Source organism: Nocardia sp. NPDC056952, assembly GCF_042674185.1.
In the GTDB taxonomy this organism is placed as follows: Bacteria; Actinomycetota; Actinomycetes; order Mycobacteriales; family Mycobacteriaceae; genus Nocardia.
The window spans coordinates 781522-801877 of the sequence record NZ_JBHURA010000002.1; the positions used below are offsets into that span (position 1 = coordinate 781522).

The window sequence follows — 20356 nt, forward strand, 5'->3', positions numbered from 1 at the left end:
GGCAGCAGGTAGTGTCTAGACATCGTGCGCCGTCTGGAAGTCCCCGAGATCGGGGAGCTGCTGGGTCTGGATGCTGTCGCGCATCTGTCGACGATCGACTCGCAAGGGTATCCCCACGTCACCCCGATTTGGTTCTTGTGGGAGGACGGACGGTTTTACCTGACCAGTTATCCAGGCCGCCCGCATCTGGGCAGGATCATGCGGAATCCCAAGGTGGGGTTGGTGATCGACGTCGAGGACGATCTGCGAGCCGATGGCGAACGGCCGAATAAGCAGGTGCGGCTGGTCGGCGATGCGACCGTCTCGGTCGATCCGGACGAGATCTGGACTCGGCGTATCCGGGCCAAATACATAGACAACACTGTCGCTCCGGGCGCGGTCGGATACGCAGCGGCTCGAGAGAGGATGGTCGTCGCGATCACTCCGCGCAAGATCACTGCGGTTGCCAGCATTTAGCGGGGCGCACGCATTCTCATGGCCCCTCTTTATGTCAACTCGTGGATGCGTGTGTGCGATTATCCGGTCGGGTGGGTCCGGGTCGTGGCTTGTCCGGTGTTCGGGTTGGAGCCGGTCGCGCTGGAGTCAGCAGTCGCCTCCGAATGCCCTCCCGGGCCCGCCATTTCACGTTGCCGCTGATCTGCGAGCATGCGGGTGTAGACGACGTTGGAGAGTCGGCGTTTGAGCGCGCGCATCGCTTCCATCGAGGTCTTCCCGCCCGCTTTGCGGGCGTCGTAGTAGACACGGCCGGCGGTGCGGTTGCGTAGTTGGACAACAGCCATGATGTGCAGGACACGGTTGATCCTGCGAGGGCCGGCACGAGAAAGCCGGTGGCGTTGCTGGTCCCCGGAGGAAGCGTCCAGAGGTGCGGTGCCATTCCAGGACGCGAACAGATCTCGGGTGCAGAATCGGTGAATGTCTGCGGTGTCTGCCAAAAGCCTTGCTGCGCTGGATGGTCCGACGCCGTGCAATTCCAGCAGTTGGGGGAGGCCTAGTACTGGCCGTACCAGGTCGTGCCGGCCGCGGCGACAGCAGAACCGCTGCTCGATACCACGCGCGCTCGGACTGAACTTGGGTGGACACCGCGTGTCGACGTCGAGGAAGCGCTCACGAAGGTCCTGAACGGTTTCGGCGACGGTGCGGGCAGCGACACCCCGCCGTTGGCCCGCGATGCGGGCGGAGCCTGGCGCTACCGAGAATTCGCCTCGGGTGCGCCGCCGGTCTCGCGTGCGGGGTGTCGAGGCTTCGCGTCTGGAACGCGTTGGCCGCCAACAGGGGTCGGGCGGTATCGGTGACCGGAACCGCCCCTGCACGCCGATCCTTACGGCACCCTCATTTGGATTCGAGTCGTCCGATCGGATGGTGGGTGTCGGCGAGGGCCGCTCGGGCCGCGGTCCAGGTGGAGCTGTCGATGCCGAGGACGTGGCGCAGGAAGGCGAGGGTGACCTGTTGGATGAGCGCGACGCGTGCGGGGTTCTCGTCGGTGGTCTCGGCGGCCTCGTAGCCGGAGATGCCTCCGAGGAAGTGCTGGGCGCCGAAGAGGGTGAGCAGGCTCTTGTCGCCGGGGCTGAGAGTGAAGGGGTCGGTGGTCCATTCCGGTCCCCGGGTGGTCAGCGGGAGGTCGTCTTTGTCGCCGGCGACTACGAGGGCCGACGAGGTGATGTGAGAGAAGTCCTGTTCCCGCAGCCAGGGGAGGTTCTCGGTGGCGAAGGGGGTCAGGTCGTCGCCGCCCTTCCCGGCCGTGGCCAGTAGGACACCCGCTGTGATCCGAGGGTCGGACAGTTCTTCTGCTACTCCGGTCTGCGGGTCGGTGACGCGCAGACCCAGCAGGATCGCGGCGGTCTGGCCGCCGAAGGAATGCCCGGCCACGGCGATGCGGCTGGGGTCCAAGCGCCCGGACAGGCCGGGGACGGCTGCTTCCAGCACGTCGAGGTCGTCAAGGTTGCGTTTCATGTCGGCGACGTGGAACCGCCACATCTGGAGTTTGCGGGGGTACTCCGCAGTCAGGTTCAGCCTCTTGGAGTCCAGATGGGTGGCCTGGAACACCACAAAGCCGTGGGCGGCCCAGTAGTCGGTCAGGGGTGTGTAGCCGTCCAGGTTCGAGCCGAACCCATGCGCGAACAAGATGATCGGCAGGTCGCGTCCGGTAACCGGCGCGGACACCCGCACGTGCAGGTCCTCGCCGCGCTGGACGGCAGGCAGCACTATCGGCTTGACCGAGACGATCGGTGTAGCGGCGAGGCCGCCGGTGATGCAGCTCGCCGCCGTTTCGGAAGCGGTCATGAGTTTTTCCCTTTTTCAGGTTTTGCGCCGTGGTCAGGTTGCGGTGAGGTCGAGGACGCGCTTCGCAGCGTGTAGATCGAATGGGCCACCGTGGCGTGCAGGCAGTGCAGAAAACGCTACTGGTCCACTGCGGAGTCGTGGGATGGTGACAGACCCAGTTCGGTGTCGGAGGACGCGGCTATCCTCGCGCGCCATGGACCCATCTACCGCAGCCGTCGCCGAACTGATTTCCGCGATGGACCCGTTCGACGATCTCGAGCAGCAGCACATCGAACAGACCTTGGACTGGCTCGCCGCTACGACCGATGTTTACCGTCGTATTCCGCCTGCGACGCCCTCGCCGCACCTGGTGGCCTATGTGGTCCTGGTTGACCCCGCCGAGCGTGGCCTTTACCTCGGTCGGCACCGCAAGTCCGGTCTTCACCTCCCGATGGGTGGGCATCTGGATCCCTTCGAGCATCCGTTCGCTGCGGCGCGCCGCGAAGCCCGCGAGGAGCTGGGCATCGACGCGGGCTTCGATGTTGTCGGTCAACGGCCACTGTTTCTGACCGTGACTTCGACCATCGGCCCCACCGCCGGGCACGAGGACGTTTCGCTGTGGTTCGTCGCCCGTGGCAATCGGGCCACCTGTCCAGATCTCGACCCGGGCGAGTTCGACGGTGGTCAGTGGTGGGATCTCGACCCCCACGGCCTACCGGATACGGACCCGCACCTCGGCCGGTTCATCCGCAAGCTCGACACCGTCCTGCAGCCGACGACCGTCCGATTACCGGTAACCCGCGCTATCCGAACGTGCTGAATGACTGACTCGATTTGGTCGGCGAGAGTTGTGCAGCGGGAGCCGCCTGGCCGATTGCGTGCGGGCCCGATCACTCAGATTGCTGGGTCATCGACGTCATCTCAGGCGGCGAAGACGGTGCGGACGACGGACTTGTCGCCATCGATCTCGACCAGCCCGAGTGCGAGGGCATCGCTGAGGGTAAAGGCGCCGGCGGCGAGGCCGAGGACGTAGGCAGGGTCGGCGCGGACGGTGGCGTCGAGTTCGCGGCCGTCATGCGGGCTGAGCTCGAAGCCTGAGCGTGTGGCGCGGAGTTGGAAGGTCGGGTCGCCGATGTCGAGACCGATCGTCGCTGCGGAGCGGACCTTGACCCGGGTGTCGAGTAGCGCGGGGATGGCGAGGGCGAGCCACGCGGGGCGGAAGGCGTCACCGTCGGCGGGGCCGCGGACCATCAACGGGGTGGACCAGCGGATCAGGCTCTCGATCGGCTGGCGCAGCTCGGCACCCCACGGTGTAAGGGCGTACTCGACCACGTTGCCCTCACCTGCCAGTCGCCGCTCGACCACGCCCGAGGCCTCGAGGTCGCGGAGCCGGTCGGCAAGCAAATTGGTTGCGATACCGGGCAAGCCGTCGATCAGGTCTCGGTATCGGGCGGGGGCGATGAGGAGTTGGCGGACGATAAGCAGGTTCCACCGGTCACCGACGACTTCGAGGGAACGGGCAAGCCCGCAGTACTGGCCGTAGCTACGCATCATGTCCTCTAATCGCTTGATCTTCTCAAGTGCGTGTGAGATTCTCAAGTATACCTTGATGTCGAGCCCAGAGGGGGCCACCATGGCCGATACGACCAAGAGCGTGCGGCCCGGTTGGGTCGACGACGAACTGTTCCCATTCGAGAGTCGATTCGTCGAGATCGACGGGCATACCGTGCACTACGTCGACGAGGGGTCTGGCCCCACATTGCTGTTCCTGCACGGCAACCCGACCTGGTCGTTCCTCTGGCGCGACGTAATCCGCGCACTGCACGACGACTTCCGGTGCATCGCCCTCGACTACCCAGGCTTCGGGCTGTCGACGCCAAAGCCGGGCTACCGTTACCTGCCCGAAGAACACGCGGACGTGGTCACCGAGTTCGTCGACGCGCTCGGCCTCGAGGGCGTCACCGTGGTCGGGCAGGGCTGGGGCGGCATGATCGGCCTGGCGGCCGTGCAGCGGCGGCCGGACGTCTTCGATCGGCTAGTCCTCGCCAACACCTGGGCCTGGCCGGTCAACGGCATCCTCCACTTCGAGGCCTTCGGTCGCATCATCGGCGGACCCCCGATCCGCTTCCTGGTCCGGCGGCTCAACCTCCTCGTCAACGCGTTCATCCCCACCGGCCACCGACGGCGGAAGCCGACCGTGGCCGAAAATGACCCACTACAGCCAGGCGCTCAACACTCCCGAACGCCGCCAGGCTTCCGCCGTGCTCCCCGGCAGGGTCCTCGCCAGCCGGGACTTCTTCGCCGAGGTCGAGGCAGGGCTTTCCGACATCGCTCACCTGCCGACACTGATCGTGTGGGGTGACGCCGACATCGCCTTCCGTGCCCAGGAGCGCGAGCGTTTGGAAGCGACGTTCACCGACCACAAGACAGTGATCGTCGAGGGCGCGGGCACCTATGTGGAGTCCGACGCGCCAGAGGAGTTCGTCGCCGCGATCCGGGACTGGGCGGCGACGCAGCGCTGAGACGCGGCGGTCTGATCAGCTACGTCGGAGCGGTCTACGTGAGACATCGGCGGCGTAGGCGGGTCGGGTGTTGCCTGCGGCCTGTGTCCATCTCGTTGCTGTCTGAATGTGGAGGCCCAGGAGGTTTCCGAGGACGACGGCGGGCAATTGGGCGGCCAGCTGTATCAGCGCGGTGGATCTGCCGGCCCGGGTGTCGATGCCGATGCGGGTCAGTCGGGCGTTGAGATTCGCGGGGCTGCGATGTTGTCCGGCGCGGGATCCGGGAAACAACCAGCGCGCAGCTGCGGAGTGCCCGAGACCGCCGCGATCGTGGTAGGCGCTCAGCTGATGGAGGAGGTCGGCAAGCGGGTCGGGTGTGTCGACCGGGTGGGCGCCGAGCTGCAGTTGCGTGGTTGCATCGGAGTCGGTGATGTGATCGACGGTCAATGTGACGATGCGAGTCGCTGGTTGGGCGAACATCAACACCAGGCAGCCGGCAACGCGGTCGATGAGGTCGTGATCCTGGTCGTGGAGCAGCGACTTCACGATTGTCCATCGCCGGTCGTCTTCGATCAGGTTGTGTGCCCGTGCTGTTGGTGCCCTCGGTGGGATGTCGATATTGCGGATGTGACGGTGACGTGCGCACCAGGTCAGAAAGGCGAGGGCGTCGCGGCGGGTGGGTATGGTGGTGCTCAGCCAGGTGTCGATGTCGTGCTGGGTGCAGGTCGTGAGGGGTTGTCTAAGCGGGACAGCTCTCGTTTCACGCGAGATACATTGCGCTACAGACACTTCCGACTACACATGCTGCAATGTAACTGCGTTCTGGGCAGGCGAGGCGCGCGGTCGGCCGCGCTGTAATGCTGCTGTTCAGCTGAGGATAGAGGTCTTTGGTCACTGGTGAACTTGCTGTCTCAGGCCGGCAGTCGTTGCGGGTGCCCGGTAACGGTTTTCCCAGCGCGACGACCAGTTCGGTGTCAGCGTCGATGACGACCTGGTGATTGGTCGAGTACCGGTAGTTCTTACTTTGTGCGGCGACCTTGTGATCGCGGGTCGGGATCAGGGTTCCGTCCACGATCAACACCGCACCACGCAGGAACCGGGTGCGGGGCCATAGCGCCAACGCCGGTCCCAGGTGCTCGATCACCCGCGCCGCGGCCGACTTCGATACCCCGAACACCCCCGCGAGTCGCCGCATCGTGAGGTTGGTCCGCCAGTGAGTGGCCACCAGCAACACCCGGTCCTCGAAAGACAATCCCCAAGGTCGACCCCGTAACGGCCGGTCAGCGCCCTCGCGCCGCAGCTGGGTGATCATGCGGGCGAACGTGGCTGGCCGCAGCCCGGAGAACAGCTCCACTATCACCGGGTCAGATGCCGAGATCACCACCGGCGATACGATACCTGTTGCAGCTCGATGACTTACGGGACATCCCTTAGCCCGCTTTGCAGGCATCCGACTCGGGCGCGTGCTCGCTTATCCGAAGGCAGGTCGCCTGAACGCGTTGTCCGGCTCAATGTCCCTGCAGGTCAACGCGATGCGGTTGTGAATAGATCGAGTACTTCCAGATGGACTGTTGCGATCGTGCGGAAGTCGTGCCAGTATGGTTCGCGAGGCTATTGATCTAGAACATCAGTTGAGACAATCGCTCGATGGTTGGAAGTTCGAAGGGGGATTTGCAATATTGCTGAATCTTGCTGCCTGGATGCATGGCTCAGGTTAGGAGATTCCAGTTTAACTACGCCTCGCGAGATCGCGCGCTCGGGGCCTGAGCGGTAAGCTACTGCAGGGGGATTACGTTGGAAATCCAGTCGAGTGAACGTGTTTTCTTAAACTTCTACACCACGCTCCGTGCGGGGGCTCCGCTCCTTTCTGACGGCGGCGGCCCATTCGGCTTCGATATTCAGGCGGCTCTACAATTCGACTTCCTTGTGCGCCAGTACGGGGTGAGTCAGATCTTGGAAACCGGTTGCTGTTTGGGTGACACTACTGACTACCTGGCGCGCACGTATCCAGACATTGCCATCTGGACCTGTGACATCGATGCTGCGCACGTGGAATTCACCAGCAAGAGGCTTTCGAAATACCCGAATGTTCGCGTTGAGCAGGGGGATTCGGCTGAACTTCTGCCGAGATCGATCGCACCTGAGTGTATTCCATTGGTGTATCTAGACGCTCACTGGGGCGATCGCTGGCCTCTCGTCGACGAGTTGAATGCGGTCGAACGTGGGATTGTCGTGGTCGATGACTTCGATATTGGTAATCCCCGTTTCGGGTTCGATGTTTATGACGGCGTCGCCTGCGATGCTGCCCTCATCAGAAAATCCAGGGTGGACATCGAGGTTGTTTATATAGGAAATCCTAGAGCCAAGTATCCCTATCCGTGCCTGCAAGTCGGACGTCGAGCGGGTCGATGCTTTATCCCTGTTGGAATTTCCCCGGAGAATTTTGAACAATCGGACATGTTCGAACCCATGATTATCGCTTCGTACTGAACATATTTCCATTACTGTCGAAGTAGTCGAAAGTTGCGATTCGTATGATCGGTGACAGAACAGATGTAAGAAGCATGCTGGCTTCTCGACTGCCGTTCCTCGATACTGAATGCAATACCGCTCCGCTTGTAGCGGCGGTTGTTGCGTCTCGTTATTGGAGATCAACGCAAATCGATCCGGAGATGACCCGCTCTCATTCGGATATTGGTTTCTGGCTCGATCCCAGGCAGGCATGCAGGGTGCGATCGGAGGGTGGGGCCCCGGATCTTGCGCCGGTGACAGACGAGCAGTCGGTGCAGATCGAAGATGCGATCGCCGCGGCTGTGGCTGTTGAGCCTTCGTGGGCACCCTATTTCGAACTTCCTGTGATATTCGTTCAGTTGCCGAGCGATAGTCGCGCGATCTCGGCGTCAGCACCGCACTGGCCTCAGCACGTCATGCTCGCACCAGCAGCATTCGCAACTCTGGACGAGCTTCGGGAGCAGGTTGTTCACGAGTTCTGCCACCAGTGGCTGTATTTACTGGAGGAAGTGTGCCCGATGGAAGTCGCCGACGGATCCAGAGACCTGACGTTGCCTTCCGGCACCACGGAACGTTCAGTGCGTGAGGTCATCGGTGCCGCGCACGTCGGGCTGGCGCTCGCGGTGTTGTACCGCGATGACGATCAACCGGCACAGGCCGAGCAACTGCGTGACTACGCCCACGGCTGCCTCCAGGTCCTGGAGGAGCAAGCAGCGGATCTGCTCACCGAGCACGCCGCTGAGATCACCCAGCGAATGAGGAGGTTGAGGCTGTGACCGCTGAGACAGCGCCGCGCATCGTAAAGATGTGGGCGACACCGCTGTATCGCCACGACTACGTTGAAGACTTCGGACAACCCGCCGTCGACGAGTGGAACGCCCAGCTGCGTGAACTCGTTCTTCAAGGCGAGAAGCGGCAACAGAATCCGCTGTTGTTCGGTGTAATCGGCGCCACCAAGACGAGCATGGACATCCTGCGATGGGAACACCCCGCCATCGAATGGCTGCGCGAGCGGGTACTCGACGCGGTCACCGAAATTTCCCGCGATCTGGTCGGTGACATCGAAACCGAAGCCGAAGTCGAGCTGGTCGCAGAAGGCTGGGCAGTGGTCTACCGCTCCGGTGCCAGCCACCGTCTGCACACCCACCACGAATCGGCCTGGTCGGGGGTGTACTACATCGACACCGGGGGAGTCGACGGCGACGCCGGGCATCTGCAACTGCTTGATCCTCGCCCGGCCGCCATCGCCCGGCAAGCCAGCTCCGGCGTTGAATACGTCCAGCCGCGCCCCGGAACCTTGGTGTGTTTCCCGTCATGGTTGCCGCATTCGGTGAAAGCCACCCTCTTCGAAGGCGGAACACGCATCTGTATCGCGTTCAACGTCGGCTACGTCGAGAGGCATGACTCATGACACAGGCAACCGAAGCCCCCTCCCTGCCCGCCGCGAGCAACCACGTCCAGCGGTTGTGGGCGACCAATGTGGCACTGACCCAGGTTGCGGATTCGCAGATCCCCGACGTGCCCGAGGATCTGCTCGCCAGCAGCGAACAAGCGCAACACCATCGGATCGATGTGCTCGGCGAGCATGCCGCCACGATTCGACAGCTATTCACTAACGCGGTGACCGACCTCGCAGACATCGATCGCAGCCTCGGGGTGGTTGTGCCAGCGGTCGAGCGGGTGAATCTGGAACTACAGGTGTGGAATCCCGGTTTCGAGATTCCGGTGTGGGTTGACTCCGGCCCGTATCTGGGGTGGCTGTTCTTGTCCGCTACACCGGCGCAGCATTCAGATTCGGGCAGCATCGCGGTACTCGATCCGCGCGCGGGCAGCGGAATGTCAGCGATCCCCGGGTTGCCGTGGGGTACCTCGCTTGTCATCCGACCACAGCGCGGCGGATTCGCAGTCGTACCCGGATGGCTGACCAGCTCGGTGCTTCCACTCGAGCAACATCAGACCTGCGTCGTAGTTGTGGCCACAACCGGGTCCGGCGACGCTGGATAAGAAAGGAATCGAGACAATGACACTCGCATTCGATCCGAAGAACGAAGTCGTTTCCAAGACCCTGACTGGCGGAAACCTCACCGCCCATGTCGATCCGAGCGACGTCGAGTCCTACCTCGAGCTTGTCGAGGCCGGCATGCTGCCAAGCACGCCATGCGCCGGTTTCGCGGTGCAGGACAACATCTCGCTGCGCCACGATACCAGGACTCCTCTGGCTCGTAAGGCGTAATTGAACACACGCTCGCAGACCGGGCTGTCGGTCTCACTACGCGGTGAGGCCGACAGCCCGGTGATGAGGAATGGGACAGCTCAATGACCGAAACGGGCCTGGTGCTCAAGGATTGGCTCGATGTCGCGCGATGGGTGCTGCTTGACATCGGCGACGACGGCACTGTGTTAGCCACTTGCGATCAAGAGGGTACCGGCCAGTTGTTCCTCGTTCACCCAGACCGTGTCGTTGCGCTGACAGCGCTATCGCAGTCCTGCACCGGAAGATTCGCGGGACCAGACACAGTCGTGGTCCAGCACGACCGCGACGGCAACGCACAGTTCGATCTTTCGCTGCTGGAGCTCACCGATGACCTCGTTCCGGCCACCGACGATCACTTGGTCGCGGTCACACGCTCAGAAGGCACCTGCGAGGTGTTGATGGATGCTGGGCCCGGGTGGATCGTCTACATGTCCAACCGTCGTAACAACATCGACTTCGATGTCGTCATGCGTGAGCTGAGCACAGGCCAGGAACGGATCCTGTACGAACTCGGCGGCCTGGTCTCCCACGTGCATGTCGGCACCAGCAGCGACAATCCACTGTTCGAGGCCGCCGTGGCGGTGACGGTTTTCACCGGTGAAAGCTTCTCCACCCATCTGTGGTTGATCGAGGCAACCGAAGCCCGTCAGCTCTCACCGCAGCGTCGGTTAGGGATGCATCTCGAGCCTCGCATCGACCAGAGCCGCCGGGCACTGTATGTCTCCACAGATACCTATTCCGAGCGGCGTGGGATCTGGCGCTACGGCTTCGACGGCACCCGAACTGCTGTCTTGTCTGATCCGGATGCCGATCTGACCGCAATCCCCTCCCCAGACGGCAGGTTACTAGCGGTACTGAGTGAACGGCGAGGCGAGGTGAGCCTGAGCATCTGCGATCGCGACGGCCACCAGCTTGCCCCAGTCGATCTGCCACCGGCTGGAGCCGCAGAGCTCGTCTGGTCCGGATCCTCGCAACGACTTGCGGTGCAGCTCAATACCATCCACTCTCCCTCCGAGTTGTATGTGCTGGACTCTAGTGACTGGACGCCTCGGCCGATCCTGACCTCGCTACACGCAGAAACTACGGCACCGTTGCGGCAGCCGGCGGCGATAATACCGGCGTTCATGCAGGTGCCTACTCGCGATGGCCTTCACATCCCCTGCAGGGTATACCGACACCCGCGCTTCGAGGGTCCGCGCCCCGCGGTGGTCTATCTCCACGGTGGGCCTGAAGCGAACGAGGTCGTCGAATTCAGCCCGCTGAAACAGTTCCTGGCGCATACGGGATGGGTGGTCGTAGCTCCCGATGTCCGCGGCTCCACCGGCTATGGTCGGCGTTGGTACGAACTCGATGACCGCCATCGTCGCGTCGAGGCCATCGCCGATCTTAATGATATCCACCGATGGCTGCCGACGATCGGGGTCGATCCCGACCGGGTGGCACTCGTCGGCGCCAGCTATGGCGGTTATCTCACCCTGTGCGGGCTGACATTCTACCCCGAACTGTGGGCAGCAGGGGTAGACATCATGGGGATCGCGTCGCTGGTGACCTACCTTGAGAACACTCCGCAGTATCGACGCAGTGTCCGTGAGTGCGAATACGGATACCTTGACTACGACCGCGAACTACTGCGATCGATCTCACCGCTGTATCACGCCGACCGTATACAGGCACCGCTGCTGATGATCCACGGTGAGCAAGATCCCCGTGTCCCGGTTACCGAATCACACGCCCTCGCCGATCGGCTCGCCGAGACGGGGACCGAATGCGAGTTGCTGATCTTCGCCGATGAAGGCCACGCCCTGAGCCGTCGTGGCAACAGATACGAGGCCTATCAGAGAATCGAAACGTTCCTACGCCGCCACCTCGATCCGGCGAACCCCACTTTCCGACTACGGTGACATCGACAGCTACCGCGGCCAACAACCTACCCCGTGATTTCCACATCCTCTGGCGTAGTGCGACGGTCAGCCAGATAGGAACCTCGATCAGTGCCGGCGCGATTCCGCTGATCGCGATCCTGACCCTCAAAAGTTCCGATCTGAGCGTGTCGCTGCTGAGCACCATCGCCGGAGTGGCCAGCGCTGCCGTCGCGCTGCCGCTGGGCTCCTACGTCGAGTTCAACCGCAAGGTTCCCACCATGGTGTATGCGAATCTGTTGGCGTGCACCGCGATGGCCACAATCCCCATTGCAATGTGGCTGCACATCCTTACCTACGCTCAACTATGCGCAGTCATCTCCGTGCACACCGTCTGCTCGATCGTGCTGAGCGCTGCAAGCACGGCTTACATCAAATCGATCGTCTCCCAGCACCTTCGGGTGAGCGCGATGGGACGGTTCGAGACAATGTTTCAATCAGTCTCCGCGATCGTCACCCCCATGGGCGGTGCCGTGGTGACCCTGGTCGGAGCCGGTGTGGCAGTCCTGGGGGACGCCGTCAGCTACCTACTTGCCGCACTCGGCTTGCGATCAATCCGCACATCTGAGACCCAGCCGCCTCACCGAGCGCCGCACGATTCCGGGCTCCGCACGATCCGATCCGGGTGGACCCACATCGCCGCCAGGCCTCTGTTGCGGCTACTCCTGGTCAACGCCACGCTCTTCGGCGGTGCGATCATGATGGCAACCCCGCTGCTGGCGCTTCTCATGCTGCGAGAACTCGGTTTTAGCCCATGGCAGTACGGCCTTGTCTTAGGCCTGCCAGGCATCAGCGGAGTCCTCGGTTCACTGAGCGCTGCCCGGATCGTCGCGCTCTTGGGTGAGAGTCGGGCCTTGTTCGGTCTCGGTGCTCTGCGCACTCTCTGGCTCGGGCCGGTCCTGTTGGCACCGCCGAGCATGGCCGGCATGGTTCTGATGGTCGCGTCGATCTCGCTGCTGATGTTCTGCGCCGGGGCATTCAACCCCGTATTCATAACCTATCGAATGAATTTCACCGCCGACGACTACATAGCCAGAGTCAGTACCGCATGGTCGATCACAGCGAAATGGAGCCAGCCGTTGTTCGCTGCGGCAGGCGGTGCAATCGCCGCGGCGGCCAACGTTCGTACCGCGATCGCCGTCGCCGCCGCACTACTCGTCGCCAGCGCTATGTTCCTACCGTGGCGGTCCGCCCACGCGGAGAACTGCCCATGATGAGCAAACCGTTAGGCCACCGCCACATCAGGACAACCATCGACGCCGACATGCCGAGCATCCGAGCCTTGCTCGACACCTCCTTCGGCGGGCGTCACACCGACAATCAGTTCGCCGCGATGTGGCATAACTTCTCCATCGATCAGTCTCTGGTCGCGGTCACCGGCCAGCGTCTGGATGGCAATCTAATCGGCGGAACTCACTACTTGACAACCCCTGGCGGCGCCGAGATCACCGCAGCTGCTGCGACAGCGTGCGCAGTCAACCCCATCCACCGCAGGCAGGGCGTGCTACGGGCGTTGCTGACCGAGTTTCATCATCGCGCACGCGCTGCCTCGATCCCGATGGCAATTCTCATGGCCTCCCAAGCCGGGATCTACGGACGATACGGATACGGCCCCTGCACCCGGATCACCAGAATCACCCTCGATCGGTCTGAGATACGGTGGCTGCCCACGACACCCGACCCCGGTGGCGCTGAATTCGTCTCGATGGACGAAGCAGCGGAACTCGTACCCGAGATCTATCAACGATGGCGCAAGCAAACCCCCGGCGCTCAACTACGCCCCGAGACAGCGTGGGCCCCATACTTCGGCGATGGCGACGACGGCCGACCCGCAGGTTCGGAGTACTTCGTGTTGATTCACCCCGACGGGTACGCAATCTACCGCTACCAGTGGAACGATCAAGGCGGAACCATTCGCGTGCAGGAACTGCGATACCTCACCCCGAACGCACACGCCGCCCTATGGCGGGCACTGGCGGGAATGGACCCGTTCTATCAGATCGATGCACCCGTCGCGGCGGATGACCCACTGCCCTACATGCTCACCGACCCACGCCTGGTCAAACTCACCTATAGTCGAGAAGGCCTGTGGACCCGGCTGCTCGACATCCCCACCGCATTGCAGGCCCGAACCTACCAGCACGACATCGATGTCGTCATACAAGTCGATGATTCACACTACGGCGGCACCTTCGAGCTCTCGGTGCGCGACGGCCTGGCCGAATGCACCCCCACAACGAAGCTGTCCGCCGACATCAGCCTCGGCATCGACGTCTTGAGCAGCCTCTACTTCGGAGGTCATCGCGCACGCAACTTCGCAACCGCGAACCGCCTGCGCGCCCGCTCCATGACGATCCTGCAGACGATGGATAAAGCCTTCACGGCCGAGCGAGAACCATTGCTGGGCTGGCATTTCTAACCCACGGCATGGGGGCAGCTGCATCTTCGCGAAATGGTCGAACACGTCTATGTCCTTCGCAACAACGGGGCTGCGGGGGTAGTTGCGGCGGCAGGGGAGACCGACCGCGGCGGAGAGGGCTGCGGCCCCGAGTCCTGTGACGTAGGAGCGGCAGCGACACGACAACAACCTCCCCGCAGCGGTCCGGGCGAGTATCCAAACCTGATCGGTATCAGCGAACACCAGGGGCGTCAGCCACCAGCGCAACCGTCGGGGTCGGTGCGTATGCAGTTACGACTCCCTTCTGAATTACGCCCAACTTGATCAGAATCGGTTAAACCGCGACTGCTCAGCTGCAGACGATGCAGTGCGCGCAGAGCGAACAGTGTTCGCAAAGTGACTGAACGTCATCGCAGCCACGCGGACCCGAGCCTCGGTGGCCTAGATCGTGCCGATGCCGAAGCGCCCCCACTCCTGCGGGCGTCAGAGGGTCTGTCTGCTCCGGCCATCGTGGGCAGCGACTCACCCCGCGGTGCGACAGCCACCGAAGCCAGTGCGAACGCTGCGAACATGTCGGGGTCGCTGCCTACTCTGGCAGAAGACTCCGGTTCACAAGGGCGGCCAACCGGGCGTCGTTGAGCTGGGCCGGTAGCCTGTATCCGGCCCGAGAGGAAGTGAGTGCGACCGTTGACCAGTTCGTCGTTTGTTCATCTGCATGTCCATACCGAGTATTCGATGCTCGACGGCGCCGCCAAGATCAAGAAGCTGTTCAGCGAAGCCGAGCGTCTCGAGATGCCTGCGGTCGCGATGACCGATCACGGCAATATGTACGGCTCGGCCGAATTTTTCCGTGTCTCGAAGAACAGTTCGGTGAAGCCGATCATCGGCATCGAGGCGTATGTGGCCCCGGAAAGCCGCTTCCACAAGAAGCCGGTATTCTGGGGGCAGAGCAGCCAGCGCGGCACCAACGAGTACGGCGAGGGTGGCGATGTCTCGGGTAGTGGCGCCTACACGCACATGACGATGGTGGCGGCAAACGCGGCTGGGCTGCGTAACCTGTTCAAGCTCTCCACCTTGGCGTCCTACGACGGGTACTACCGCAAGCCCCGCATGGACCGGGATCTGTTGGCGGAGCACGCCTCTGGAATCATTGCTACCACTGGGTGTCCTTCCGGTGAGGTTCAGACAAGGTTGCGACTTGGACAATTCGATGAGGCGTTACAGGCAGCCGCTGACTATCAAGACATCTTCGGACCGGAGAATTACTTTCTCGAACTGATGGACCACGGGCTACGCATCGAGCGTTCGGTCCGGGAAGGTCTGCTCGAGATCGGCAACAAGCTCGGGCTGAGACCAGTTGCGACCAATGACAGCCACTATGTCACCAAAGATCAGTCGGGCGCCCATTCTGCATTGTTGTGCGTGCAAGCAGGCAAGACCATGGACGATCCGACACGTTTCAAGTTCGACGGAGATGGTTACTACCTGAAGTCCGCGGCCGAAATGCGTGAGTACTGGGACAAGGAAGTTCCTGGTGCTGCGGACAGCACCCTGCTGATCGCCGAGAGAGTCGAGCCATACGACGAAGTATTCGCCAACGTCGATCGTATGCCTCGGTTCCCGCTCCAGGAAGGCGAAACCGAGGATCTGCTCCTTCGCCGAGAGGTCGAGCAGTTCACTCCATCGAGGTTTCCGCAGGGCCTGACGCAGGAGTACAAGGACCGCATCGAGATCGAGCTGAAGGTCATCTCGAACACTGGCTTTCCCGCGTACTTCCTCGTCGTTGGCGATCTGGTCCGGTGGACCAAGGCACAGAAGATCGCGATCGGTCCGGGCCGTGGCTCGGCCACCGGATCGCTCGTTGCCTACATCCTGCAGATCACCGACCTCGATCCGATCGAGCATTCGCTGCTTTTCGAACGTTTTCTGAATCCAGAGCGAGTCAGCATGCCTGATATCGATCTGGACTTCGACGAGCGTCGGCGCAACGAAGTTCTTGAATATACAGTCAACAAGTGGGGGTCTGAGAACGTCGCCCAGGTCATCACGTTCGGCACCATCAAGACCAAGGCCGCGATCAAGGATGCTGCGCGGGTGTTGTACGGGCAGCCCGGCTTTGCCATTGCCGAACGGGTCGTGAAAACCCTTCCACCTCCCGTTGCTGCGCAGGACATCCCGCTTGCGGGGATCTTCGATCCTAAACACGAGCGCTACGCGGAGGCCTCGGAATTTCGGGCGCTCGTGCAGTCTGACCCTGAAGTCGCCAAACTGGTCGATACCGCACGCGGGCTGGAGGGCCTGACCCGCAACGCGGGCGTGCACGCCTGCGCGGTCATCCTCTCCTCAGAGCCACTTCTCAACGTCATCCCGCTATGGAAGCGTGATGACGGCTCGGTGATCACCGGCTGGGACTACCCGTCGTGCGAAGACATCGGCCTGTTGAAGATGGACTTCCTGGGTTTGCGCACCCTGACCGTGATCGATGACGCGATCAAGGCGGTGCAGGACAACCACGGCATCGATATCGACGTCTACTCGATCCCCCTGGATGACAAGGCCACCTACGAACTGCTCTCGAGGGGAGACACTCTGGGGGTGTTTCAGCTCGACGGCGGAGCGATGCGCGACTTGCTGCGTCGAATGCAGCCGAAGAAATTCGGAGATATCGCTGCGGTGTTGGCGTTGTACCGTCCCGGCCCAATGGCAGCGAATGCGCACATCGACTACGCCGAGCGCTCGAACGGTCGGCAGGAAATCGTCCCGATGCACCCCGAACTCAAGGATGCACTGGAACCGATCCTCGGCGAGACCTATCATCTGCTGGTTTACCAAGAGCAAGTGATGGCCATCGCGCAACGATTGGCCGGTTACAGCCTCGGCGGCGCTGACCTGCTACGTCGTGCGATGGGCAAGAAGAAGAAGGAGATCATCGAGAAGGAGTGGGAGTCGTTCCGGTCCGGGATGATGGGCAACGGGTTCTCGCCCGAGTCGACGCAGACGGTGTGGGACGTCATGCTCCCGTTCGCTGGCTACGCGTTCAACAAGTCTCACACTGCTGGTTATGGTTTGGTGTCTTACTGGACTGCGTATTTGAAGGCCAATTATCCGGCTGAGTTCATGGCCGCACAGTTGACGTCGGTAGGCGATACCAAGGACAAGGCGGCGGTCTATCTCGCAGAGTGCCGCAGGCTGGGTATCAAGGTGCTACCGCCGGATGTGAATGTTTCGGGGCTGCGCTTCGCGGCAGTAGGAAGCGACATCAGATTCGGTTTGGGAGCGGTGCGGAATGTCGGCTCGAACGTAGTGGAATCCATCGTCGGCACTAGGCGGGAGAAAGGTAGCTTCGCCTCGTTCAGCGACTTCTTAGAGAAAGTGGAGATTGTCGCCTGCAATAAGAGGACTATCGAGTCATTGATCAAAGCGGGTGCGTTCGATGGGCTCGGACACGCCCGCCAATCACTGGCCGCTGTTCATGAGCGAGCCGTCGATGCTGTGACGAGCCTGAAAAAGCAGCAAGCGATGGGCCAGTATGATTTGTTCGGGGGAGACGACGATGGAGGCGGCGACGCGGGTGCCTCGCCGCTAGCGCATCTTCAGATCACAAACGACGAGTGGCCGCGGCAGCAGCTTTTGGCGTTTGAACGTGAGATGCTCGGCCTTTACGTGTCGGCGCATCCGCTTGACGGTGCTGAACGGATCTTGCGCAAGCATGCACCAAAACCGATTGCTGCCATCATTGATGAAGTGCCTCAGGGTGAAGTCGCGATCGCTGGCATGATTGTTTCGGTTGATCGCCGTGTGAACAAGTCCGGCGTTCCTTGGGCGATCGTCACTATGGAAGACCTCGATGCATCTATCGAGGTCCTGTTCTTCGCCCAGTCTTATGCATTGTTCTCCAATGACCTCATTCCCGATACTGTCGTTGCGATCCAGGGAAAGATCAATAAGCGCGACGACAGGGTATCCGTGTTCGGTGCCGGCGTCATTCCCTTGGAAGTCGGTGACTACGCCAATGGTGGTGAACCGCCTATGGTGTTGCGCATCGAGTACCGGAACATCAATAAAGAGATGGTGGATGAATTGCGTCGTACGCTGTCGGCTCATCGCGGAAAAGTACCGGTACACGTCATTCTTCACGGCCCTCACTCTCCGGAACGCAAACTGGTGTTGCCTGAGCACTCAGTATCGTTGGGATCCGGGCTTGCGGGTGAACTGAAGGCTATGCCTGGAATCATGGTGCAGGTATGATCGATGTTGAAGTCGTTGTAGACGACCTGCCATGCCATCGATGTGGCGACTCGCTAATTCTAGCCATTCGAGTTCCGCATGGCTTTCACCGGGCCGATGGCGAGTTGGTCTCTGGCACACGGACGGTGCCACTGTGCCGAGTGTGCGACAGAGACGATCCTGTGGCCCAGGGCGTGCTTGCCTTTTTCGCATTTCACGAGCAGATCGATGCAACAACTGTGGGTGAAGGTGGGACGATATTGACCGAGTGGATCGATACGGTGTCAAATCGTCCAACCCCGTACCTTGACCATCTGAACGCAGAGGATCACCCCGACGCTCCGGAGTAGCTGCGGCTGACGCGGTGCGAACCAACCGGATATAGAGCGACGTCAGCACTGTCGAAATCCGTCAAAAACATGCCGTTCACCTGCAAAGATCGGTCGTCTTGCCCTGTAAAACGCGACGCTGCTGGGATTCTGGATTATCCCCAATCCGGGGTCAATGCCCTCGTCGGTGTCGTTCTTAGACATCGGGAGATCTTCTCGCTTTCCCTGGTCTGAGACCAGGATCAGCGTGTCCATCACTTGGGGCCAAGGCCCGGCGGGGTTAGCGATTGTCATTGGACATGGCAGTTCATCGATCGGATTCGGGTGTCAGCTCGCGGGGGGCTTCGGTGAGGTTGAGCGGTCGCCAGATGGTGGTGAGCGTAGCGGTCTCGGAACGATTCGGATTGCGCGGATGAGACCGCGGGGCGCGATGTCGCCTGGTCTGCGAAGTACAGATCGCTCGCGATCGCCGTCACCAGTCGGGGGACGCCGGTGCGCAGGCTAGGGATGTCGCCGATGGGGCGGCCGAAGCTCTGCAAGGCGCCAGCGTTGAACAGGTGGATATCGCCGATCCACGGCGCGTTCTCGCCATCGCGAGCAGTCAACTGGTAGCCGGGGCCCAGGTAGGGAAAGCGGCCCATCGATTCCGAGCGCAGGTCGGCTGGCGGTTCGTAGACATCACGCCACAGCGCGATCCGGTCGGCGATCGTGCGGAATTCCCGTCGACTGCTCGGTTCGTACTGGTATCCGGTTCCCTCGATAACGAATTCGAAGGTGTGCGTGCCGTCGCCCGCGGTGACCGTCACCGTGTCGCCCTCGGCCCGCAGTTCCTGCCAGGGGGCGTCAGATGAAGGGCGAAGTTCTCGCATTTGGTGACCCTGCCGACGGTGTCCCACGGGCTGGAGGAGCCCTTGCTCGAGGCGGCCCAGCGGGTCTTCCAGCGCACGTCGTCCGCTTGCAGGTGGAAGTTCTCAAGCAAACCCGGATTCTGCGGATGTTCGCGGGTGGGCTGGATCACCAGATCGGAGCGATAGGAGAAGACGTGTACCTCGCAAGCCCCGGATTCCAGTGCCACCGCGGCGCCGTCGAGCGCCGAGGTGGCCGCGCCGAGGACGCCGATCCGGCGTCCTCGTAACGCGTCGAAGTTGATGGCGTCACCGGTGTGGGCCCACAACCGGCGAGGCAGGTCGCGGAAGATCGCGGGAATGTTGGGACCGCCGCTGCCCTCGATGCCGTTCGCGAAGACGACCTTGCGGGCGGTCTCCACCCGCTCGCACCCGCCGACGAGCAGCGTCAACGCGAAATTGCCATCGGCGCGGTCGATGTCGATGAGTCCGGTCCCGTAGCGGACCTCGATACCGACCTGACGTCGGTACCAGCCCAGGTATTGGGCCCAGTCGGTGCGAGCGATACGGCCGATCGCGGCGAATGCCTCCGGGCCGTGCAGGGCTTCATACCACGCCTGGAAGCCGAGCGCAGGAATACCGAGTTCGGGTCCGGAGCGGTTCTTGGGAGTGCGCAGGGTTCGCATCCGGGCACTGGTGAGCCAGACGCCCGCCCTGGATTCGTCTTCGGCGGCGTCAATCACGCTGACGTTGCCGATGCCCGCACGGCGCAACGCGAAGGCGATGGTGACGCCGGTCTGGCCGCCGCCGACAACCACGACGTTGTGATCGACGGCCGGATTCGGCGTGACCCAGTTCGCCGGATCGGAGCCCAGCAGCCGCAGCTGTTCGTGGGCGGCCTGGTCGGGGAGATTCTGTGTGCTCATGGGCCGGACTTTCGGTTGGTGTGCTGCCGCGGGAGTAGGTCTTGCGCAGGCGCGGGAGGACGTGGGAACCGAGCAGATCGATCTGCCCAACCATCTGGTCGATGCCGCCGCCCTGATAATCGATGGAGAGCCGTTTCCTGCGGTAGCTGCCATACTTCCTCTGGAAGTGGGCGACCTTGTCGAGTAC

General features: G+C 62.1%; 20 protein-coding genes and 1 pseudogene. 14 read left to right on the top strand and 7 right to left on the bottom strand.

Annotated features, from left to right (window positions below; all coding sequences use genetic code 11):
* Window positions 1-24: 24 nt before the first annotated feature.
* The gene (locus tag ACFTS5_RS10875; protein ID WP_378629753.1) at window positions 25-456 is read left to right on the top strand and encodes a pyridoxamine 5'-phosphate oxidase family protein; all 432 of its coding nucleotides are present in this window, start codon (window positions 25-27) and stop codon (window positions 454-456) included.
* Between the two features lie 59 nt (window positions 457-515).
* Here ACFTS5_RS10875 and ACFTS5_RS10880 read toward each other — a convergent pair whose 3' ends face one another.
* A complete protein-coding gene (locus ACFTS5_RS10880) occupies window positions 516-1310 on the bottom strand; it encodes a transposase (RefSeq protein ID WP_378629755.1) in 795 nt (264 codons plus the stop codon).
* A 19-nt stretch (window positions 1311-1329) separates the two neighbouring features.
* Entirely contained in the window at window positions 1330-2280 is a 951-nt protein-coding gene (locus tag ACFTS5_RS10885; protein ID WP_378629758.1) for an alpha/beta hydrolase family protein, read from the bottom strand.
* 193 nt (window positions 2281-2473) lie between these two features.
* Between ACFTS5_RS10885 and ACFTS5_RS10890 the strand changes: the two genes are divergently transcribed.
* Window positions 2474-3079 (top strand): NUDIX domain-containing protein, encoded by a 606-nt coding sequence (locus ACFTS5_RS10890; protein ID WP_378629760.1) that lies wholly within the window; start codon window positions 2474-2476, stop codon window positions 3077-3079.
* A gap of 101 nt (window positions 3080-3180) precedes the next feature.
* Here the strand turns inward: ACFTS5_RS10890 and ACFTS5_RS10895 are convergent, their stop codons facing one another.
* Window positions 3181-3810 carry a winged helix-turn-helix transcriptional regulator gene (locus tag ACFTS5_RS10895; RefSeq protein WP_378630028.1) on the bottom strand — a complete coding sequence of 210 codons (630 nt, stop codon included), beginning with the start codon at window positions 3808-3810 and terminating at the stop codon, window positions 3181-3183.
* A 1-nt stretch (window position 3811) separates the two neighbouring features.
* Here ACFTS5_RS10895 and ACFTS5_RS10900 point away from each other — a divergent pair, with 1 nt between their 5' ends.
* Window positions 3812-4621, top strand: coding sequence for an alpha/beta fold hydrolase (locus ACFTS5_RS10900; RefSeq protein WP_378629762.1), 810 nt, complete (start codon window positions 3812-3814; stop codon window positions 4619-4621).
* The gene (locus ACFTS5_RS10905; protein ID WP_378629764.1) at window positions 4611-4781 is read left to right on the top strand and encodes an alpha/beta fold hydrolase; all 171 of its coding nucleotides are present in this window, start codon (window positions 4611-4613) and stop codon (window positions 4779-4781) included. The genes ACFTS5_RS10900 and ACFTS5_RS10905 overlap by 11 nt, the downstream gene beginning before the upstream one ends.
* A 15-nt stretch (window positions 4782-4796) precedes the next feature.
* Here ACFTS5_RS10905 and ACFTS5_RS10910 read toward each other — a convergent pair whose 3' ends face one another.
* Together ACFTS5_RS10910 and ACFTS5_RS10915 are read right to left on the bottom strand one after the other, a co-directional pair.
* Complete coding sequence (locus ACFTS5_RS10910) at window positions 4797-5549, bottom strand: hypothetical protein (protein WP_378629766.1); 753 nt, start codon at window positions 5547-5549, stop codon at window positions 4797-4799.
* A gap of 127 nt (window positions 5550-5676) precedes the next feature.
* A pseudogene (locus tag ACFTS5_RS10915) lies at window positions 5677-6144 on the bottom strand (transposase family protein); the annotation flags it as partial.
* Window positions 6145-6554: 410 nt separating this feature from the next.
* On the opposite strand from ACFTS5_RS10915, the gene ACFTS5_RS10920 reads away from it, so the two are divergent.
* The 10 genes from ACFTS5_RS10920 to ACFTS5_RS10965 all read left to right on the top strand — a co-directional run bounded on the left by ACFTS5_RS10920 (window position 6555) and on the right by ACFTS5_RS10965 (window position 18419).
* On the top strand, window positions 6555-7250 hold the full coding sequence (locus ACFTS5_RS10920; RefSeq protein WP_378629769.1) for a methyltransferase domain-containing protein: 696 nt from the start codon (window positions 6555-6557) through the stop codon (window positions 7248-7250).
* Between the two features lie 275 nt (window positions 7251-7525).
* A complete protein-coding gene (locus tag ACFTS5_RS10925) occupies window positions 7526-8047 on the top strand; it encodes an aKG-HExxH-type peptide beta-hydroxylase (protein WP_378629770.1) in 522 nt (173 codons plus the stop codon).
* Window positions 8044-8682 (top strand): TIGR02466 family protein, encoded by a 639-nt coding sequence (locus ACFTS5_RS10930; protein ID WP_378629771.1) that lies wholly within the window; start codon window positions 8044-8046, stop codon window positions 8680-8682. Before ACFTS5_RS10925 ends, ACFTS5_RS10930 begins: the two co-directional genes overlap by 4 nt.
* The gene (locus ACFTS5_RS10935; protein WP_378629772.1) at window positions 8679-9275 is read left to right on the top strand and encodes a hypothetical protein; all 597 of its coding nucleotides are present in this window, start codon (window positions 8679-8681) and stop codon (window positions 9273-9275) included. The genes ACFTS5_RS10930 and ACFTS5_RS10935 overlap by 4 nt, the downstream gene beginning before the upstream one ends.
* A gap of 16 nt (window positions 9276-9291) precedes the next feature.
* Entirely contained in the window at window positions 9292-9504 is a 213-nt protein-coding gene (locus ACFTS5_RS10940; protein ID WP_378629775.1) for a hypothetical protein, read from the top strand.
* Window positions 9505-9587: 83 nt separating this feature from the next.
* Entirely contained in the window at window positions 9588-11426 is a 1839-nt protein-coding gene (locus tag ACFTS5_RS10945; protein WP_378629776.1) for an alpha/beta fold hydrolase, read from the top strand.
* Window positions 11423-12658 (top strand): MFS transporter, encoded by a 1236-nt coding sequence (locus ACFTS5_RS10950; protein ID WP_378629778.1) that lies wholly within the window; start codon window positions 11423-11425, stop codon window positions 12656-12658. The genes ACFTS5_RS10945 and ACFTS5_RS10950 overlap by 4 nt, the downstream gene beginning before the upstream one ends.
* Window positions 12655-13863, top strand: a complete 1209-nt coding sequence (locus tag ACFTS5_RS10955; protein WP_378629780.1) for a GNAT family N-acetyltransferase — start codon at window positions 12655-12657, stop codon at window positions 13861-13863. The genes ACFTS5_RS10950 and ACFTS5_RS10955 overlap by 4 nt, the downstream gene beginning before the upstream one ends.
* A gap of 666 nt (window positions 13864-14529) precedes the next feature.
* Entirely contained in the window at window positions 14530-18090 is a 3561-nt protein-coding gene (dnaE, locus tag ACFTS5_RS10960; RefSeq protein ID WP_378629782.1) for a DNA polymerase III subunit alpha, read from the top strand.
* Window positions 18087-18419 (top strand): DUF6300 family protein, encoded by a 333-nt coding sequence (locus tag ACFTS5_RS10965; RefSeq protein WP_378629784.1) that lies wholly within the window; start codon window positions 18087-18089, stop codon window positions 18417-18419. The genes dnaE and ACFTS5_RS10965 overlap by 4 nt, the downstream gene beginning before the upstream one ends.
* A gap of 269 nt (window positions 18420-18688) precedes the next feature.
* On the opposite strand, the gene ACFTS5_RS10970 is transcribed toward ACFTS5_RS10965, so the two are convergent.
* Both ACFTS5_RS10970 and ACFTS5_RS10975 read right to left on the bottom strand, forming a co-directional pair.
* Window positions 18689-19204 (bottom strand): hypothetical protein, encoded by a 516-nt coding sequence (locus ACFTS5_RS10970; protein ID WP_378629786.1) that lies wholly within the window; start codon window positions 19202-19204, stop codon window positions 18689-18691.
* Window positions 19201-20169 (bottom strand): FAD-dependent oxidoreductase, encoded by a 969-nt coding sequence (locus tag ACFTS5_RS10975; RefSeq protein WP_378629788.1) that lies wholly within the window; start codon window positions 20167-20169, stop codon window positions 19201-19203. The genes ACFTS5_RS10970 and ACFTS5_RS10975 overlap by 4 nt, the downstream gene beginning before the upstream one ends.
* Between the last annotated feature and the right edge of the window lie 187 nt (window positions 20170-20356).

Excerpts from the sequence above, each read along its gene's own strand:
- ACFTS5_RS10885 (WP_378629758.1), bottom strand. The coding sequence starts at position 2,280 with ATGACCGCTTCCGAAACGGCGGCGAGCTGCATCACCGGCGGCCTCGCC.
- ACFTS5_RS10890 (WP_378629760.1), top strand. The coding sequence starts at position 2,474 with ATGGACCCATCTACCGCAGCCGTCGCCGAACTGATTTCCGCGATGGAC.
- ACFTS5_RS10895 (WP_378630028.1), bottom strand. The coding sequence starts at position 3,810 with ATGCGTAGCTACGGCCAGTACTGCGGGCTTGCCCGTTCCCTCGAAGTC.
- ACFTS5_RS10900 (WP_378629762.1), top strand. The coding sequence starts at position 3,812 with ATGTCCTCTAATCGCTTGATCTTCTCAAGTGCGTGTGAGATTCTCAAG.
- ACFTS5_RS10935 (WP_378629772.1), top strand. The coding sequence starts at position 8,679 with ATGACACAGGCAACCGAAGCCCCCTCCCTGCCCGCCGCGAGCAACCAC.
- ACFTS5_RS10940 (WP_378629775.1), top strand. The coding sequence starts at position 9,292 with ATGACACTCGCATTCGATCCGAAGAACGAAGTCGTTTCCAAGACCCTG.
- ACFTS5_RS10945 (WP_378629776.1), top strand. The coding sequence starts at position 9,588 with ATGACCGAAACGGGCCTGGTGCTCAAGGATTGGCTCGATGTCGCGCGA.
- ACFTS5_RS10955 (WP_378629780.1), top strand. The coding sequence starts at position 12,655 with ATGATGAGCAAACCGTTAGGCCACCGCCACATCAGGACAACCATCGAC.
- ACFTS5_RS10965 (WP_378629784.1), top strand. The coding sequence starts at position 18,087 with ATGATCGATGTTGAAGTCGTTGTAGACGACCTGCCATGCCATCGATGT.
- ACFTS5_RS10975 (WP_378629788.1), bottom strand. The coding sequence starts at position 20,169 with ATGAGCACACAGAATCTCCCCGACCAGGCCGCCCACGAACAGCTGCGG.